Here is a 17,413-nt window from a genome sequence, read left to right as displayed (position 1 = left end):
TCTCTTTATCTGCTTCACATTTCTCCCAAAGCTTTTATCGGATGAAATATTATTTTTCAAACATATTTTTGAATTTCTTATTATTCAGGCTTTGCAGACAACTAGAAAACCCCTGTAAATATACAGAGGTAGCGTTTATTTAATATTTAAATGACTGTATAGACTCTTGCAAATCTATCGCCATTTTCGCTAGATGTGTAGAGGAAGCTGCTACCTCCTCCATTGCTGCATTTTGTTCTTCTGAAGAGGCTGCAACACTTTGTACATGGCGACTCGATTTCATTGAGACTTCACTAATATAATCAATTTCTTTGACTAACTTTTCTACATCCTGATGAATAGTCCGAATGGCTGTTGTCACTATCTCAGTTTGTGCTTGTACATCATTAATGGCATCATCAATCTGTATAAAATTATCTCTTGCCACATTGACCTTTTCACGTCCTACATGGACCGAATCATTGCTATTGACCATATCCTCTTCAATGACTCTCGTGCTATCGGTAATTTGTGCTACTACTTTTTCAATGTCCCCTGCTGCAAGATTGGACTCATCTGCTAGCTTGCGTACTTCCTCTGCAACAACCGCAAAGCCTTTTCCATGTTCACCGCTTCTTGCCGCTTCAATCGAGGCATTGATTGCCAGTAAATTAGTTTGTGTCGCAATACTTTTAATGACATTCACGGCTTTTACAATCGCCGCTGTATTGTCATCTAAATCTTGCACACGGGTATTTAACTCGCTTGTATTGGCAGAAATTTCATTCATTTGTTCCGTCACATCATGCACAGAAGAACGCCCTATACTCGCCATATTTTTCGTTTCGACGGTTGCATGATTCACGTTATGGATACTTGTAGAAATATCATTCATTTTCTTTAAAATATGAGCTGATAAATTCCGTACATCGCTTGTTAAAGTGTCCTGCTGGTCAATTCCTTGTGCAATATCATGAATAGATGCCGTCACCACTTCTGTCGCCTGTGTAACCTCCATGCTACTAGCCGTCAGTTGTTCTGATGTGGCTGCAACTTGTTCGGAGGAGTTGCCTACTTGTTTCATCATCAGTCGAAGCTTTTGTGACATACTATTAAAGGACTCGGCTAAATGGGCGAATTCATCCTTGGTTTTAAATTGTAAATGCGTGTGCAAATTACCTTCAGAGAATTTATCCATTTCTATTACAGTTTGCTGAATGTTTTTAGCGATTCGTCTCCCAAATACTGTTGCAATGATGATACTAACAATCAAAGAAATAACGGCTAGTATTGTAATTTCTACCCCGCTTCTTTCTCCTTCTTGCTTGATTGCTTCAATATGAGCTTGCATCTCTTCCTGTTGAGCCGTTGCCATCGTCTTGCCAAAGACAACTAACTTCAGAGAACCTTCACCTAAAATTGGCAATGCTTGCTGTTGGGCTTGTTGATGATCTCCCCGTTGATAAAGTGGCACTATCTGCCCATCTATCGCCTTTTCCCAATCTGCTAGTTGCTGTAAAAACTGCTCAAACTCTTCATTGCTATCGCCTTTTTCTTGGAGACGATTAATCGACGTATGTAAGGTCTCGCGGATTTCATGGTGGTTGTTAAGCATTTCTTCCTTGCCATATAATATATACCCACGAATAGCTGCATTTGCTCGAACTGTTTGGAACGAGATATCTTGATATAAATGAATAAATTCTGTCTTGTCTTCAATTTCTGCTAGAGTCTGATTATTATGATTCAAGTAGTATAATGCAATACCTGAAATAAGCAGTAAGAAGACGAGTACAATGCCAAAAGCAATTTGTAGTTTTCGTTCCACAGTTAGTCTCATATGATTCCCTCAATTCTACTATAATCATATTGAGTATAGCCTACCTAAACCTATTAACCTATATAATATGTATCCATCCTCATAAATTATCGCTAAAATTTAACAAAAATAAGAACTCCACGCTCAATCTATTGACAATAATATCCACTATATCGCTAGTTTAAATAGGTAGAAAGCATTTGGAAACCGTAGAGGTAAACCCAAAAGAGTGGGAGCAACAGAACCATTTTAAGAAAAAGCCCTCTTTTTTCAACATATTCTCGAATGCCTGAAGTAAGCATAATGGCACTTAGTAACAATAAGCTATGCTGAGCCCCATAGATCTGCAAAGAAAATGTAATAACTAATGGCAAGGCGGCTGGAAAAATAAAATCTGCTAACGGTCTCTTGCTCTTCGCTTTGTTTAAATATATGGGAGGAGCCGTTTCTTTTTCTATCGATTTAGCCCCTGTAAGTTTCTTTGCTAGCATAAAGGCTAGACTGAAAAATATAATTGTATACACAATAAATAATAGAAACGGCATTCTACTTTCTTCATTCAACAAATGAAAATAATCCATCATGTCTTGTGGCTTTAGTTCATAATACTGCATCGTTTTCTGATCCATTAGGAATAATCGTTCATCCTTGCTAATCACCTTCACGGCCATTTCCTTGCCATTATAAAGGCGTATATATAAATCGCTTACCGTAGTAGCATTAGCTTGTCGACTAACCGGATTTTTTTGGGACTGTAATGCTTGTTGGAGATGTTCCTTGTCTTTCACCTCATAACGGTTAATGTAGAACACTTGCTTTAATGGATACAAATATTGCTCCTTGCTATCACTTCCAGACAAATACCAAGCCTCTTGAATTGTTTGAAATTCACTATGATGCAGGGATACTAGCTCCTCTCGCTGCCTTTCATTGTAACTGAAAAGTAGAAGTGTACTTATACTAAGAATAATGCCTAGTAACAGTGTATAAATATGGCCTCCCTTGTGCATCCCTACGCCTCCTTTACAGACTTTTATATATAGTAATTATTGTAATATATGGTTTACACTCCCAATAAGTTTCATCTATACTAATAATAGAGGTGAAGCAAATATGAGTAAACCAGCATTATACGTACATTTAGTCATTGGACCTGATTGTGATTTCGAATCCATGGCCATCAGAGCGGCACTAGAATCCTTTGATGCACGGGTGACAATTCATTTAATCGGAAGACCAAATGATTTGATTGATGTCTTGTCTGGAGAGGATCTGCCAAGCAAAATGGACTATCTTATTTTAAATTTCCACGGTAATGAGGGACGCTTTTGTTTACCCGAGTTAGGCGAAGATGTATATGAAGACAATGAACCTAAAAGTATTTACTTTGAACGACAGGATGTCCTATCCTATTGTCAGCTACAGGATGTCAAGGTGATAGCAGCTGGCTGTACATTAGGCTGGCAACAGCTAGCGACAGCCTTTTTAGAAAGTGGCTGCCACTCCTATTTAGCACCCCATGATTATATAGAAGGTAACGCGAATCTCATGTTTCTAATTCGCTTTTTCTATGAGATTATCACGAATCAAAGAAATCAGCAGGAAGCATTCGAACTCGCCCAAGCTATTGATGCAGAAACGGCCATGTACAAGCTATATTTAACATAAAAAGATCGTAGCATATGTTATTGGCTACGATCTTTCTTTATTAACGTTGCTGTTTATCTAGCATGGATTCTGTAAAAGCCTGTGACTGTCCTTTTGGAATACTAAGCGTTTGCCAAGCAGAGCCCTTAACTTGTTTCGCAATATAAATAATTTGACCGACATGCTGTGCATAATGCGCCATCTGTCTTTCAATGGCATCAATGACTGCTAGCTGCTCTCCTCTAATTGTGACATATCGCTGCAAATCAGATTCTGTTAAACTCGCTAAGGCGTCTAAAAACACTTGCCAACCCTTTTCCCAAGCTACGAGCATGGCCTCTTTCGTGTGAAGACTATCCATAAACTCATCATCTCGATTACGCGTAGACTTCTCACCATCCGTCGTTAAAAAATCTGTCCAGCGTGAAATCATATTGCCACTAACATGCTTTACAATAACTGCGATACTATTGGATTCCTCATTATACGCCCAATGTAGCTGTGCCTCTTCTAATTGGGCAAGCGCCTTATCCCCTTGCTCTTTCACATTGTTAAATCTTTTTTGAACAACTTGTAAATAAGTGTGTGCGATTGTCATGATTGTACCCATCCCCTCTTTTCTATCATTCTATAATAGGTCAAAGGGATTGTCTCATCTGTGAGACCATTTTTTTGCCTCCTTCCACACTCTAAACGATTCCCAACCAGAAAAAGATTATTTTTCCAGCTTAAAATGACATAAAAAAACCGCCTCAAAAGTTCGAGACGGTTTATTGCTTTTTTATAAATTTTCATCAATATATGTTTCGATATCGGAAGCTATCGTATCAATTGGTACATCTTCAATATTTTCAGCAAAGCCATTATACATTTTGACCATTACACCATCTTTGTCCACTAAGAAAAATTGATTGCCATGAATGACTTGGTCACTGTTAGGGTCGTTTTTCACTAATATCTTTGTATTTTTCACTGCAAACTGTTCAATATATTTTTGTGAATAGCCTGTCAGAAGATTCCACTTAGATTCATCTGGCACATTGTATTTACTGATATAATTAGCTAACACTTCTGGTTTATCAACGTCTGGATCTACTGAAAAGGCAACGATGTGATAATCCTCTACTCCTTTTTTCTGGAGCTTTTCTTGCACTTGTGCCATGTTCAATGACATCGGCGGGCAAATCGATATACAGTTCGTGAAAATATACATACCGATCCAAGGCTTACCTTTTAAACTTTCGAGCGAAACGGTTTCACCACGTTGATTAATATGTTCAAAATCGGGTATTTCTAGGCTGTAGTCTGCTTTAAATTTTGAATTTCCACATGCGCCAAGCACAGATGCACAGGCTAAAAGTAGAACTAGCCCTATTAACTTACGTTTCATGTCAACACTCTCCCTAACCTACACTACCCTCATCCTACAGTAGGTTGTAAGCGTTGACAAGAACTTCTACGTGACAGCTTTCGTACATCTTTGTGAAATAAATTTCATTTTAACGAAACGAGCGCCGCATGAATCGCATCAAGCTTTACTTCGACACGGTGCAATAAATAAAATGACACTAAAATCGGAAAACCAATATCAGATATCATGTTCAGCCACGGTTCCATTTGTCTCCCCTCTCTCCTACAGTAAAACAGGTCTTTGCGGTTTCATTGCAAAGACCTGTTTTGAATTATTCTGTTGCTACATCAAATTCTGTTACTTGGCGATCTACCATGCGTGCACCCTTGATGGAAGATAAAGCACCAGTCTGTCCAGCAAAGACATTTTTACCTATGATCGATGTCATAGCCTGCTGAATTTCAGCCGCTGTGATATGCGGCTTTGGTGCATCAATTGTAAGTGTTGTCGTTTTCCCATCAGTCGTTGCAAAGAGTAACTCTAAAACTTGTGTCATGTTTGATTCCTCCTTAAGATAACTCGTTTGTTTCTTGCTTGACAATACTAGCCAGTGTCTGTGATGAAAGACTAGCAATGACATGTGCAACCGCTACTAAGTCGCCCTCATTATGCGAGGGGCTAATATTTCGATACGATTTTGTGATGAATATTGGTTCATTTTGTTCATCATAGCCCGTCACATACTTAAGGCGCAGTGTTGCATTTAAAAAGTGAACGTCTACCATCGAGTCTCACCTCCCTTCTGCACACTATATAATGGCGAATTGCTAAAAAAGGGACATTATAGGATGAATTTTTTTTCGGAAGCTCTTATAATAGAATGAGAGAAGGCAAAGAGGTGAACGATTTGTTACAAGGTTGGTTTTTATGGTTTATTTTATTTTGGGTTGTCGTCCTCATTTCATTGATGGCTATTGGCGGATTCTTCATGTTCCGAAAATTTTTAAAGGCACTCCCTAAACAAGATGGAAAATCAGATTTAGATTGGCAAGAATATTATTTAGATAGAACGATTCACTTATGGGGACAAGCTGAAAAAGACTTACTCTATGAGCTAGTAAGCCCTGTACCTGAGCTCTTTAGACAAGTAGCAAAGGAAAAAATTGCAGGAAAAATTGGCGAGCTCGCATTAGAAGAAAAAGCTGCTGCCATCAATAATGACCTTATTATTCGTGGATATATCCAGGCCACACCAAAACGCGATCACAAATTTTTACGCAAAAAATTAGAACAAATGCACATTGACATCGCCCCCTACGAACATTTATTTGATTAAAAAAACGCTGCACGAAGCTATGTGCAGCGTTTTTTTCTTATTTATAATGTGGGTGTTCGTGGCTATCCGCTACTTTTGTGGTTCTATCCTCTGCTTTTGAAAGGCTATCCTTCACTTTTGAGCTTCTATCCACGCTTCTGAATTCTATCCTCTTCTTTCGCAAAGCTATCCTTCACTTTCCTCATTCTATCCTCTACTTTTGCTATTTTATCCACCACTTCTGAGCTTCTATCCACGTTCGAGGTTCTATCCTCTTCTTTCGCAAAGCTATCCTTCGCTTTCCTCATTCTATCCGCTACTTTTGCTGTTTTATCCACCACTTCTGAGCTTCTATCCACGCTTCTGAATTCTATCCTCTTCTTTCGCAAAGCTATCCTTCACTTTCCTCATTTTATCCGCTACTTTTGCTGTTTTATCCACCACTTCTGAGCTTCTATCCACGCTTCTAAATTCTATCCTCTACTTTTAAGCTTCTATCCACCACTTTTGCTGTTCAAGCACAAAAAAACTACACTAGCTTCTGCACTAGTGTAGTTGTGGGATTGTTTTTTTGACTCTTTTAAACTGGATCAGCATAGCGATTCGCCAAGGTAATAACATGGCGAAGGCTAGTATCCAGAACATACCTGCTAATTCACCGACATCGATGGAACTACTTAAAATCATTTTCGCTACGACTCGGAATATTAACAAACCGAATAAAATAAAAACGAAGGCTTTGGAACGTTTTAAATAGATGTCTCGTCCCTTTACTTCAAATTTTGAAGTAGCAATTAAGATTGTCGAGAACAACATGCCCACCGCGGCTGCTTCTAAAATTTGCATTGCTGGCACGCGGAATTGCTCAAATAAAAACATGAGTGCGCCAGAAGACATGGCAATTGGCGGGATAATAATTTTCTTCTCATTTGTCGGCTTTTTGGAAGCTCTCATTCGTATGATCATCACAAAGCCGCCCATAAGAATGGCCATGATAGTTGACCCTATAACATAATAGTGAGAAGGGATACTGCTCAACATAAAAATCCTCCTCTAATGTCTAATTAGCAATTTTGTCCAAGTAATTGATCGGCGACAGCCTTTAATCTTTCTGGCTCGAAAGGTTTTGTAATAAAATCCTTGGCGCCGCTTTCAATCGCTTCTACGATTAATTTTTGCTGGCCTAATGCTGTCACCATAATAATTTTTGCATTTGGAAATTCTGGGATGATTTTTTTTACTGCCGCAATACCGGTCATAACGGGCATCGTTACATCCATTGTGACTAAATCTGGTTGTAAATCACGATACATCGCCACAGCTTCTTTGCCATTGGCTGCTTTACCGACTACCTCATAACCCCATTCTGAAAACATATTACTGATTGCAACACGCATGAATAGCGTATCATCCACTACTAAAACTGTAGGCACATGTTCATCTCCCTCCGCGTTAAAGTTCGGTATGCCTTTTAGTTTAACAAATTAAAAGCCTGTAAATCCACCGAAAATAGGCTGTAAAACGCGGGTAATATACGTTAAGCCGTCAAAGAATAATAAAATCCCCACGGCAATCATGACATAACCACCGATTTTCACAATTTTTTGGCTGTGTGTACGAATCCATGTCATACGTGAAATAAAGAAAGATAGCACAAAGAATGGAATGGCAAATCCTAAATAATACGCAAGCATATAGCTAAAGCCCGCACCAGGATTTGTACTAGCTAACATAATAATAGACGCAAGGATTGGTCCCGTACATGGTGTCCAACCTGCCGCAAAGGCAATACCAATTAAGACAGATCCAAAATAGCCAGACGGTCTATTTTTAAATTGGAACTTTCGATCCTTCATTAAGAAGTCTACTTGCAATAATCCGACAATCATTAAACCGAATACTACAATTAAAATAGCGCCAACCTGTCGTAATAAAGTTTGATAATTTAGGAAAAACTCCGCTGCAAATGAAGCGCTTAGTCCAATAATGATAAAGATAATTGAAAATCCTAGTAAAAAGAATAATGTGTGGAAAATGGCACGTTTTTGAAGCATGCCTTTTTCTGATTTTAGCTCATCTAGTGTCATACCCGTTATGTACGATAAAAATGCTGGATATAGTGGAAGAGTACATGGTGAAATAAAACTTAAAAACCCTGCACCAAAAGCTAAAAATACGTTAATATCAGATCCCATATTTTTTAATCGCTCCTTACAGTTACTGCATTCATCGTACCAAAAAAAAGGCTAAAAAGCGTCCTTTCTGTTTGTGAACGTTTCATGGCAAAATAATGAGGTTTTTAAGAAGTTCCATCAAGCTCCTTCTGCATTATGCCCTCCTCTTGATTTTCTGTCAACATAATCCGCCATTCTTCTACCCTATTATAGAGGTTATCGCTCACTCCTTTCCTCTAGCCTTGACATTGTCGATTGCTTGACGTTATTGTTGAAAGAAGCTTTAGTAGTGAAATCCTCATGTTATTGTAGTAAACTATTCAGTTGAACAGACTCATCATAACACCAAATCATCTGATGACCATATCATAGGGTGATATTAACAATATTATTAGCTTACATTTCGACAAATATCCCCTACTCCACAAAGTGTTCATGTTAACCATGAGTATATGACTACTTTTCATGTATAATATTGATAACCGATGTGCAATGGATCGAAAAAAAGAGGTGTAGCCCTTGAAATTAAGAAAAATTAAACCAAAAAAGATTTATGAAGAAGTATCCGAAATCCTGCATGAAAAAATCAGGGCTGGTGTCCTAAAACCAGGCGATCGACTGGACTCTGTAGAACAGCTTGCCGAACAATTACAAGTGAGTCGATCCGCCGTTCGAGAAGCGCTTTCTGCATTAAAAGCTATGGGGTTAATTGAAATCAAGCAAGGCTCTGGAACTTTTGTCAAAAGTGTACCAGCCAAGCAACTTGATTTTCCTTTATCCACTGCCATGTTAACAAATAAACAGAATATTGCGCATTTATTAGAGGTGCGTAAAATAATTGAAGTAGGAGCAGCAGCAAGTGCAGCAATCCATCGTTCAGAACAGGATGTACAAGCGATGTTACAAATTTTAGAGAACATGAAGCAAGCACATGGGGATGGTGAACTCGGTGAAAAAGTAGATTATCAATTCCATGCAGCTATTTCCACTGCCTCACAAAACCCTCTACTCGCTACAATCTTAGATCAAATTTCTGGCCTAATGATAGACACGATGAAAGAAACGCGACGAATATGGTTGTACTCCCAGAAAACAACGAGTGAACAATTATATGACGAACATATGCAAATCTTCCTCGCAATTAAACAACAAAATGAGGAGCTAGCCAAACATGCCATGGCGTCTCATTTAAGCAATGTTGAAAAAGTGCTCTTACAATATTTTGAAACAACTGAGTCTCAATCATAGTAAACTGCCTAGCACCCACTAGGTAGTTTTTTTATTTTCCGAAAATTCATGAAAAATAGTTTTATTCTCTGTAAAATTTGTTGTATGATAAAATCACCGATAAGTCATCAGATGACCAGTTGTTTTTTAAAAAGGAGCGATAAAGATGAAAGTCACACTATTTGCCACTTGCCTAGTGGATTTGTTTCAAGGGGATGTAGGGAAAGCCGTTGTTGAGGTGTTAGAGAGACTTGGCTGTGAGATTGATTTTCCAGAGGATCAAATTTGCTGTGGTCAGCCTGCCTACAATAGCGGCTATGTGAAGGAATCAAAAAATGCGATGAAAAAAATGATTACAGCCTTTGAGCATGCTGAATACGTCGTCTCCCCCTCAGGTTCTTGTGCTTATATGTTAAAAGAATATCCTGAGGTTTTTAAAGAAGACCCGATCTGGGCAACAAAGGCACAAGCATTAGCAGATAAAACCTATGAATTTACAGAGTTTATTGTCAACGTTTTAAAGATAAACGATGTCGGAGCTCATTTAGAAGGCAAAGCTACTTATCACACATCCTGTCATATGACACGATTGCTTGGTGTAACAGATGCACCTTTTCAATTATTAAAAAATGTCAAGGGCTTACACTATGTGGACCTCCCTGGCAAAGATCGATGCTGTGGGTTTGGTGGTACATTCTCAGTCAAAATGGGCAATATTTCTGGAGAAATGGTCAATGAAAAAGTACACAATGTGGAAGATACAGAGGCAAATATTTTAATTGGGGCAGATGCTGGCTGTTTAATGAATATTGGTGGCCGCATTCACCGTCAAGGCAAGCCGATTAAAGTGATGCATATTGCAGAAGTCTTAAACTGCCGTTAAGAGGGGGAAATTAGAATGGCTATGAAAACAAGTGATGATCGCTTTCATCAACGTGTAACGAAAGAGCTGGAAAATCAATTTATGCGTCATGCTGTTTCGAGTGCCCAAGAACGTTTCCAAACACGTCGCCTTCAACAGGCAAGAGAATTGGGACATTGGGAAGAATGGCGCTCGCATGGTGAGGAAATTCGCAAGCATGTTTTAGCAAATTTAGATTATTACCTCTATCAATTAAGTGAAAATGTTGCTAAAAGAGGTGGACATGTTTTCTTTGCTCAAACCGCACAAGAAGCAACAGCGTACATTCAAAGTATTGCGAAACAAAAAAATGCGACAAAAATTGTGAAGTCAAAATCCATGGTGACAGAAGAAATTAACTTAAACACGGCTTTAGAGGCGCTTGGTTGTGAAGTGATTGAGACGGACTTAGGCGAATATATTTTGCAGGTCGCCGATCACGAGCCGCCATCCCATATTGTGGCGCCAGCCCTGCATAAAAATAAGGAACAAATTCGCGATGTTTTTAAAGAAAAACAAGGCTATCGTCAAACCGAGAAGCCTGAGGAGCTTGCTCTCTATGTGCGGGAAAAATTAAGACAGGAATATTTAACCGCAGATATCGGTATTACAGGCTGTAACTTTGCCATCGCAGAAAGTGGTTCGATTACACTCGTCACAAATGAGGGCAACGCAGATTTAGTAACAGCGCTACCGAAAACGCAAATCACAGTCATGGGGATGGAAAGAATTGTTCCTACATTTGAAGATATGGAGGTCCTTGTTAGCTTATTAACTAGAAGTGCGGTTGGTCAAAAGCTAACAAGCTATATTACTACACTAACAGGGATTCAAGGCGAGGGCGAAACGGATGGACCTGAGGAATTCCATTTAGTCATTGTTGATAATGGGCGCTCTGCGATTTTAGGTGGCGAATTTCAACCTATTTTACAATGCATTCGCTGTGCTGCCTGTGTCAATGCTTGTCCAGTCTATCGACATGTTGGCGGGCATACCTATGGCTCTATCTATTCTGGTCCTGTTGGGGTTGTCCTGTCTCCGTTATTAGGAGGCTATGATGATTTTAAAGAACTGCCATACGCTTCTACATTGTGCGGTGCTTGCACGGATGCATGCCCTGTTAAAATTCCTTTACATCAGCTGATTCATCGACATCGTCAAGTTATTGTAGAGAATGAAGGCAAAGCACCCGTGTCTGAAAAGCTTTTAATGAAGGCTTTCGGTTTAGGGGCTTCCTCCCCTACTCTCTATAAAATGGCAACAAAAATAGCTGCTCCAGCTATGTCCCCTTTTACGAAGGACCATACCATTTCAAAGGGGCCAGGCCCATTAAAGGCTTGGACTGAAGCAAGGGATTTCCCAGCACCAAATAAAGATAGTTTCCGAGATTGGATGAAGCAGCGTACAAAAGGAGGTAAGCACGAATGACAAGTATGATTCAACACCGAGAGAGCTTTTTAGCTAACATTGCTAAACAGCTTGGACGTTCTCCTAAAACAGAACTTCCACGCCCAACCTGGCAGTATCAGCCACAAGATCGTGTGCTCAAGGAGGCGACACAGGATGAATTAGTAGAGGTTTTAATCAAGCAATGTGCTAACATTCATACGGATATTAAAATGTCTAGTACGTCCACACTTCCCCAGGATTTACAAGCTATTGTTGACCATTATGGGGGTCAGTCCGTCATTACATGGAAGGACGAAAGATTGAAAGATTATGGACTATCTCCACTAATGACCGAACAATGGCCACAAGCCAATATCGAACTCTATGAATGGAATGCACAGCAACCTGAGGAAAATATTAGGCAAGCGGAAAAAGCAAATATTGGCATTACGATAAGTGAAATGACTTTGGCAGAATCAGGAACTGCTGTGCTTTTTAGTAGTAAGAATCGAGGGAGAAGCGTTAGCTTTTTACCAGAAAAATCGATTATTTTAATCCCGAAAAGTACGATTGTCCCTCGTATGACACAAGCGGCACGTTGGATTAGCGAAAAAATCCGTCGTGGTGACAACATTGCTTCCTGCATTAACTTTATAACAGGTCCCAGTAACTCAGCAGATATTGAAATGATTCTCATCGTTGGTGTACATGGCCCTATTCAAGCTACTTATTTGGTTATTGAGGATCGTTGAAATGGCTTCATCAAAAAACCCAAACGATCTACAAAACGCTGAAGTGTTTTTGATCGTTTGGGTTTTCAATTCCTCGAGCTATGTTGTTGTATTTGGAACGTTTTCCCTTAAGCTTTCTTTTTTATAATACTCTGGATGTGCTTCCTTCAAGATAGATGGACGTAGCAGTGCTAGCGAAAGGATAATAATAATGATGCTTGTTACTGGTAAAATAATGGTTGCTGGTAATGTATCATATAACATTCCATAGACCACCATACCAATTGGCATCATGGACATCGCCATTGTCTCCATTAAGCCAAAGACACGCCCACGATATTCCTCTGCAATAATTTTTTGCATATACACCCCAATTGGCATATTAATGCCCATTTCGAAAATTGCGAAAATAAAATAGATGATTAAATAAAAGATGATGATGGCTATATAGGAAAAGCTTGTGAGTAATGGGATAATTGCTAAGGCAACACTTCCAGCCAATAGCAATAAGCTCATTTTCGAAAAGCGTAACGGCACCTTCACTTCTGGTCTTGTTGCGAAATAAAGGGATGCCACAAGCATACCCGCTGCTCCTGAAGCCTCAATAAAACCAAAATGCATGGATTTTACTTTTAGCAATTCAATAATAATGTATGTTCCACCTACAGCGATGGCAGAAAAGAACAAATTAATCCATAAAGCCACCCACATAATGGTTTTAATAACTGTACGTTGCTTGATGTAATGAAACCCATTTTTCAGTCCATCCCACATCTTTTCTTTTGTCACATCTGCCCCTCTTGTACTATAAAGATTAAAATCCATCGTAGCCTCTAAACAAAAGGCAATCGTATAGGCCACCATATTGAGCATTAAAAATACATCCATGTTAAAAAATCCATACATCATACCACCGATGACTGGTCCCCCAATCGCAGCCACAGACATCGACAATTGATTAAAGGACATCGCACGCTGTAAACGCTCTGGATTGACTAGCGTTGCAATGGCAGATGAGAACGTTACACCAGAAAATGCTGAGCAAATCGTATTAAAAACAGTAGCTATGTAAATGGCATAAACAGACATTCCTACTGTTTCTGTATAGAGCAGCAACCCCCCTACGGTCAAAATAGTCCCTGCCTGTGCGATTAAAATCGTTCGTTTTTTCGAAAAATTATCCGCAACATAGCCTGCTAAAGGGGCTACAAGTGCACGTGGTAGTACAGAACAAATCATATTCGTTGCAAAGCTCATCGCCGATCCTGTCATCGCTAAAATATACAAGCTGAAGCCAAACGCCATGACATTTGCTCCTAGCATGGCAATCATTTTGCTTGCCGTAAATGTCCATAAATGGTAGGTCGCCTTCTTTAATTTATTCGCTTCATTCATCCATAAACCCCTCCGTTTTTTAACTAAATTAAAAAGTTTAATTACATTAAACAAAAATATACCACAGCTCCCCCTTTTCACGCAACAAAAAGTTTAATATAATTAAACAAAAGGAGGCGAGGCAATGGACTCTTTAGGCACACGAATTCGCAAATTAAGGAAAGAACAAAAATTAACATTAGAGGCGCTTGCAGGTGACCGTCTAACAAAAGGAATGCTAAGTCAAATAGAAAATGATAAGGCCAAGCCTTCCATGGAAAGCCTTGACTATATTGCTGAGCGTTTAGGTGTAAAGGCTAGTGAATTATTGGAAGAGGTAACCTCATCCTCCATTCGCCAGCTTTTAGAGCAGGTTGAAATTTTATTTGCAGAAGTAAAACGTGGTGATGCAGACCATCATCAAAAAATTGTAGATTTGATTAGGCCGTCTATAGAGGGGCTTCCGCTTAGTTATGAAGCAGGCCGCTTATTGTATATTTACGCTGATGCACAGTATGAAGCGGGATTAACGACATGGGAATCCCCACTTCAACAAGCACGCATCATCTTTAAAGAAATTAACTTACTGAGCCATTGGTTTAAAACCTTCGTTCTACAAATGACCATTTTCGCTGAAAAACGTCAATATAAATTGGCTTATAGCTGTATTTTACAGGCAAAAGAAATCATTGAACACGAGGACTATCAGCTTGATTCACGAGATGCCCTGTTAATGACTTATTATACAAGTGTTTTACAGCTTGCCATTGGAGAGCATGAGGAAGGGAAAAAGTTAATAAACGAGACAATTGCCAATGCACATAAAAACCAACTGTTCTATAAAATTGATGATATGTATCGTATTGGTGCGTATTGTGCCATGATTGATCATGACTTTGAACAAGCGGAGCATATGTTTATGAAGTTGGAACAGTATCGGGCATTTGCCGAACGTGTTCAAGTAGATGCTTTAATTTTTATTTTACGAGCACATTATTATAATAATTACAAACTTAATTATGAGCAGGCTCTGATAGAAATAGAGCGTTTTAATGAACTCATACATGAAGATTTTGAAATTTTGGATGCAAACTATTATTATGCTGAAAAAGGAAAGTCCTTCTATTTACTTGGTCATTATGGGGAAGCGAAGGCCGCATTTGAACACTTTACAAAAAAACCGATCTTTATTAGCCATCCGTATGACATCCTAGCTTTAAATGAGTGCTTTTCCTATAAAGCCCTTTGCTATGCCCATTTTGGGGAGCTGACAACAGCCTATGACATTGCGAAAATGGCCTACACGGATTCACTGGAATTAGTTGATTTACCCTATAAACACAAAATTGAGGAAGTCTATCGGACGATTAAGGCACAAATTGATTCCATATCCTAAAATAAAGGGATTGCACAGCCTCGTGCAATCCCTTATTTTTACTGCGGACGATCGTTCTTCATTTGTTTATGGATTTTACGCAACGCCTTTTTGGAGCCTCGTTGGATATCATGCTGAAGCTTGCGTTCATGATAGTCTACAAATAATGTCTCGAGATCATATCCCTCAGGGTATAGCTCCTCTGCTGGTAATTCCAAGGTAAGTCGTTTGACATGCACCTCTAGCATTTGCCCCTTATAGAATACGCTGACATTATTGTATGGATTCATTTCTTCGTATACAATGCCTACATCATCATAATCCAATAATTTTACACGGTCACCTTTGGCAAAGGCATATGTCGCCCCCATGCTCGTTTTCTCTGCTTGTGGCTTACGAATTTTGCTGTCTTGAACGAGTGTTAGCTGATAATCCTTATTATTCAAATAATCCTTTGCCCTTTGTAAAACCGTTTCACGAACATTCATTTTTTTAGAAATCCATAGGGCATTACTCTCTCCAGACGTGCCAATTAGTAATTGATACAAAGGCTCTAGTGTTTCACTATTAAAGCGCATTGCCGCATTCATAAAATCAGGATGCATCTCTGAAAATCGTTTAATTTCGCCATAATGTGTTGTTGCTACGGTGATACAGCCCATCTGGTAAAATTCCTCTAGCATTGCAATTGCCAGTGCAGCTCCTTCATTTGGTTCTGTTCCACTGCCTATTTCATCGAACAGTAAAAGTGTATGATTATTTGCTGCCCTCATAATGTCGGACAGATTTTTCATATGGGACGAAAACGTACTTAAGGCATTTTCTATACTTTGATTGTCGCCAATATCAACAAAGATATGATCAAATATCGCCATTTCAGTTCCTTTATCCGCCACGATATGAAAGCCTGACATCGTAGCTAATGTTAAGAGACCAATTGTTTTCAACACGACCGTTTTCCCTCCAGCATTTGGTCCTGTGATAATTAAGCTACGGTAGTCCCTCGCGATAGAAAACTGTAGAGGTACTGCATTTCCTGGTAGTAAAGGATGCTTGCCATTGATTAATTGGATAAAGCCATAATCATTAATACGTGGCTCCATACCACCAATTTGTCTACTGAACTTTGCCTTGGCAAAGACCATATCATACTGGCTAATCAACTCCATGTTAATATGGATGGCTTGTAGATGTTCCATTAAAAGCCCAGATAAAGTTGCTAAAATTTGATACTCCTCAACCGCTTCCTCGGCTTTTAAGGTCGCCAATTCCACATTTAATTTAGCCACTACACTCGGCTCCATAAAAACGGTTGCCCCTTTTGAGGAAATTTCCACTACTGTCCCCTGTACATGGTTTTTATAAGAAGCCTTTATCGGAATAGTATAACGATCATCTTTTTGACTAATAAAAAACTCCTGAATGTATGTTTTATTGGCACTGTTATTCAAAAACTTCGTTAAGCGTTCTTTCATTTTTTCCTCTGTCGTCTCCATATGATGGCGGATACGCTTTAATTCGCGACTAGCAGCCGAATCCACACGATTGGCTTTAATTGCAAAATTAATTTCTTCTTCAACGCTTTTAAATTCAACCATAGAATGGGCATAAGATGAAAGAACTGGTGCAAAAAATTCCTTATCCAGCATGAATTTTTTGATGTTACGACAGCCTCGTAAAAAGTCTGACATACTGACTAGCTCACTTGGATCAAGAATCATGCCCTTTTCAAGCTTCGTCATCAAATGCTCTATATTCGATACCCCTAAAAAGGGTATATGACCCTCTGCATCTAAAATCGCACGAGCCTCTGTTGTTTCATTCAAGCGCGTTTTGACTACCTTTAAGCTTGAGCTGGGCATTAATTTATCTAAAAGTTGTTTTCCTAATCCGCTAACACAGTAGGATTTAACAATATCTTTTAATTCATCATATTGTAATTTATTAAGAGTCGTACTATTCATTTGTTGATGCTCCTCATTGTGATGTTTTATCATACATGAAGATACCTACCCAATATTAGATAGCAATGATGGTTTTTAAACATAGCAATTGCGTCTCTAAGTAATGGACGCTTCACTTTCGGCACAAAAGCATATGGGTACAGCAACATAAAAAAGCTGTGAGGATT

The 17,413-nt window shown here is 39.0% G+C and carries 20 protein-coding genes; 7 read left to right on the top strand and 13 right to left on the bottom strand.

Features of this window, described 5'->3' with window-relative positions; translation table 11 throughout:
* Positions 1-139 precede the first annotated feature (139 nt).
* Positions 140-1,819 (bottom strand): methyl-accepting chemotaxis protein, encoded by a 1,680-nt coding sequence (locus V6670_RS08860; protein WP_338653688.1) that lies wholly within the window; start codon positions 1,817-1,819, stop codon positions 140-142.
* A 155-nt stretch (positions 1,820-1,974) separates the two neighbouring features.
* Positions 1,975-2,808 carry a hypothetical protein gene (locus V6670_RS08855; RefSeq protein WP_338653687.1) on the bottom strand — a complete coding sequence of 278 codons (834 nt, stop codon included), beginning with the start codon at positions 2,806-2,808 and terminating at the stop codon, positions 1,975-1,977.
* A 103-nt stretch (positions 2,809-2,911) separates the two neighbouring features.
* On the opposite strand from V6670_RS08855, the gene V6670_RS08850 reads away from it, so the two are divergent.
* On the top strand, positions 2,912-3,466 hold the full coding sequence (locus V6670_RS08850) for a delta-aminolevulinic acid dehydratase (protein WP_338653686.1): 555 nt from the start codon (positions 2,912-2,914) through the stop codon (positions 3,464-3,466).
* Between the two features lie 40 nt (positions 3,467-3,506).
* Here V6670_RS08850 and V6670_RS08845 read toward each other — a convergent pair whose 3' ends face one another.
* The 5 genes from V6670_RS08845 to V6670_RS08825 form a co-directional block, all read right to left on the bottom strand.
* Positions 3,507-4,043, bottom strand: a complete 537-nt coding sequence (locus V6670_RS08845) for a DUF1572 family protein (RefSeq protein WP_036129271.1) — start codon at positions 4,041-4,043, stop codon at positions 3,507-3,509.
* 183 nt (positions 4,044-4,226) lie between these two features.
* Positions 4,227-4,835: an SCO family protein gene (locus V6670_RS08840; RefSeq protein WP_036129262.1), complete on the bottom strand. Its 609-nt coding sequence runs from the start codon at positions 4,833-4,835 to the stop codon at positions 4,227-4,229.
* A gap of 104 nt (positions 4,836-4,939) precedes the next feature.
* Positions 4,940-5,062 (bottom strand): YvrJ family protein, encoded by a 123-nt coding sequence (locus tag V6670_RS08835; protein ID WP_080717186.1) that lies wholly within the window; start codon positions 5,060-5,062, stop codon positions 4,940-4,942.
* Between the two features lie 65 nt (positions 5,063-5,127).
* Positions 5,128-5,352, bottom strand: coding sequence for a DUF2922 domain-containing protein (locus tag V6670_RS08830; RefSeq protein WP_141903056.1), 225 nt, complete (start codon positions 5,350-5,352; stop codon positions 5,128-5,130).
* 13 nt (positions 5,353-5,365) lie between these two features.
* Positions 5,366-5,581, bottom strand: a complete 216-nt coding sequence (locus V6670_RS08825; RefSeq protein WP_058844042.1) for a DUF1659 domain-containing protein — start codon at positions 5,579-5,581, stop codon at positions 5,366-5,368.
* Positions 5,582-5,703: 122 nt separating this feature from the next.
* Between V6670_RS08825 and V6670_RS08820 the strand changes: the two genes are divergently transcribed.
* Positions 5,704-6,132: a DUF2621 domain-containing protein gene (locus tag V6670_RS08820; protein ID WP_141903346.1), complete on the top strand. Its 429-nt coding sequence runs from the start codon at positions 5,704-5,706 to the stop codon at positions 6,130-6,132.
* A 125-nt stretch (positions 6,133-6,257) separates the two neighbouring features.
* Here V6670_RS08820 and V6670_RS08815 read toward each other — a convergent pair whose 3' ends face one another.
* From V6670_RS08815 to V6670_RS08800, 4 genes are all read right to left on the bottom strand, one after another.
* Positions 6,258-6,470, bottom strand: coding sequence for a hypothetical protein (locus tag V6670_RS08815; RefSeq protein WP_338653679.1), 213 nt, complete (start codon positions 6,468-6,470; stop codon positions 6,258-6,260).
* A 187-nt stretch (positions 6,471-6,657) separates the two neighbouring features.
* The gene (locus V6670_RS08810) at positions 6,658-7,152 is read right to left on the bottom strand and encodes a cytochrome c biogenesis protein CcdC (protein ID WP_338653678.1); all 495 of its coding nucleotides are present in this window, start codon (positions 7,150-7,152) and stop codon (positions 6,658-6,660) included.
* Between the two features lie 23 nt (positions 7,153-7,175).
* Positions 7,176-7,544, bottom strand: coding sequence for a response regulator (locus tag V6670_RS08805; protein ID WP_338653676.1), 369 nt, complete (start codon positions 7,542-7,544; stop codon positions 7,176-7,178).
* Positions 7,545-7,595: 51 nt separating this feature from the next.
* On the bottom strand, positions 7,596-8,306 hold the full coding sequence (locus V6670_RS08800) for a cytochrome c biogenesis protein CcdA (RefSeq protein WP_058844721.1): 711 nt from the start codon (positions 8,304-8,306) through the stop codon (positions 7,596-7,598).
* A gap of 498 nt (positions 8,307-8,804) precedes the next feature.
* Between V6670_RS08800 and V6670_RS08795 the strand changes: the two genes are divergently transcribed.
* The 4 genes from V6670_RS08795 (at position 8,805) to V6670_RS08780 (ending at position 12,554) form a co-directional block, all read left to right on the top strand.
* The gene (locus tag V6670_RS08795) at positions 8,805-9,533 is read left to right on the top strand and encodes a FadR/GntR family transcriptional regulator (protein WP_338653673.1); all 729 of its coding nucleotides are present in this window, start codon (positions 8,805-8,807) and stop codon (positions 9,531-9,533) included.
* Between the two features lie 145 nt (positions 9,534-9,678).
* The gene (locus tag V6670_RS08790; RefSeq protein WP_338653671.1) at positions 9,679-10,395 is read left to right on the top strand and encodes a (Fe-S)-binding protein; all 717 of its coding nucleotides are present in this window, start codon (positions 9,679-9,681) and stop codon (positions 10,393-10,395) included.
* A 15-nt stretch (positions 10,396-10,410) separates the two neighbouring features.
* Positions 10,411-11,841 (top strand): LutB/LldF family L-lactate oxidation iron-sulfur protein, encoded by a 1,431-nt coding sequence (locus tag V6670_RS08785; RefSeq protein ID WP_338653670.1) that lies wholly within the window; start codon positions 10,411-10,413, stop codon positions 11,839-11,841.
* Entirely contained in the window at positions 11,838-12,554 is a 717-nt protein-coding gene (locus tag V6670_RS08780) for a lactate utilization protein C (RefSeq protein WP_338653668.1), read from the top strand. The genes V6670_RS08785 and V6670_RS08780 overlap by 4 nt, the downstream gene beginning before the upstream one ends.
* A 78-nt stretch (positions 12,555-12,632) precedes the next feature.
* Here V6670_RS08780 and V6670_RS08775 read toward each other — a convergent pair whose 3' ends face one another.
* Entirely contained in the window at positions 12,633-13,928 is a 1,296-nt protein-coding gene (locus V6670_RS08775; RefSeq protein WP_338653666.1) for an MFS transporter, read from the bottom strand.
* A 124-nt stretch (positions 13,929-14,052) separates the two neighbouring features.
* Between V6670_RS08775 and V6670_RS08770 the strand changes: the two genes are divergently transcribed.
* On the top strand, positions 14,053-15,303 hold the full coding sequence (locus V6670_RS08770; RefSeq protein ID WP_338653665.1) for a helix-turn-helix transcriptional regulator: 1,251 nt from the start codon (positions 14,053-14,055) through the stop codon (positions 15,301-15,303).
* A 38-nt stretch (positions 15,304-15,341) separates the two neighbouring features.
* On the opposite strand, the gene V6670_RS08765 is transcribed toward V6670_RS08770, so the two are convergent.
* Entirely contained in the window at positions 15,342-17,246 is a 1,905-nt protein-coding gene (locus V6670_RS08765; protein WP_338653664.1) for an endonuclease MutS2, read from the bottom strand.
* Positions 17,247-17,413 lie beyond the last annotated feature (167 nt).

The organism is Lysinibacillus sp. Y5S-8 (assembly GCF_036894365.1).
Taxonomy (GTDB): Bacteria; Bacillota; Bacilli; order Bacillales_A; family Planococcaceae; genus Lysinibacillus; species Lysinibacillus fusiformis_D.
Note: the sequence above shows the minus strand (reverse complement) of the source record. Positions and strands in the feature narration are given on the sequence as shown.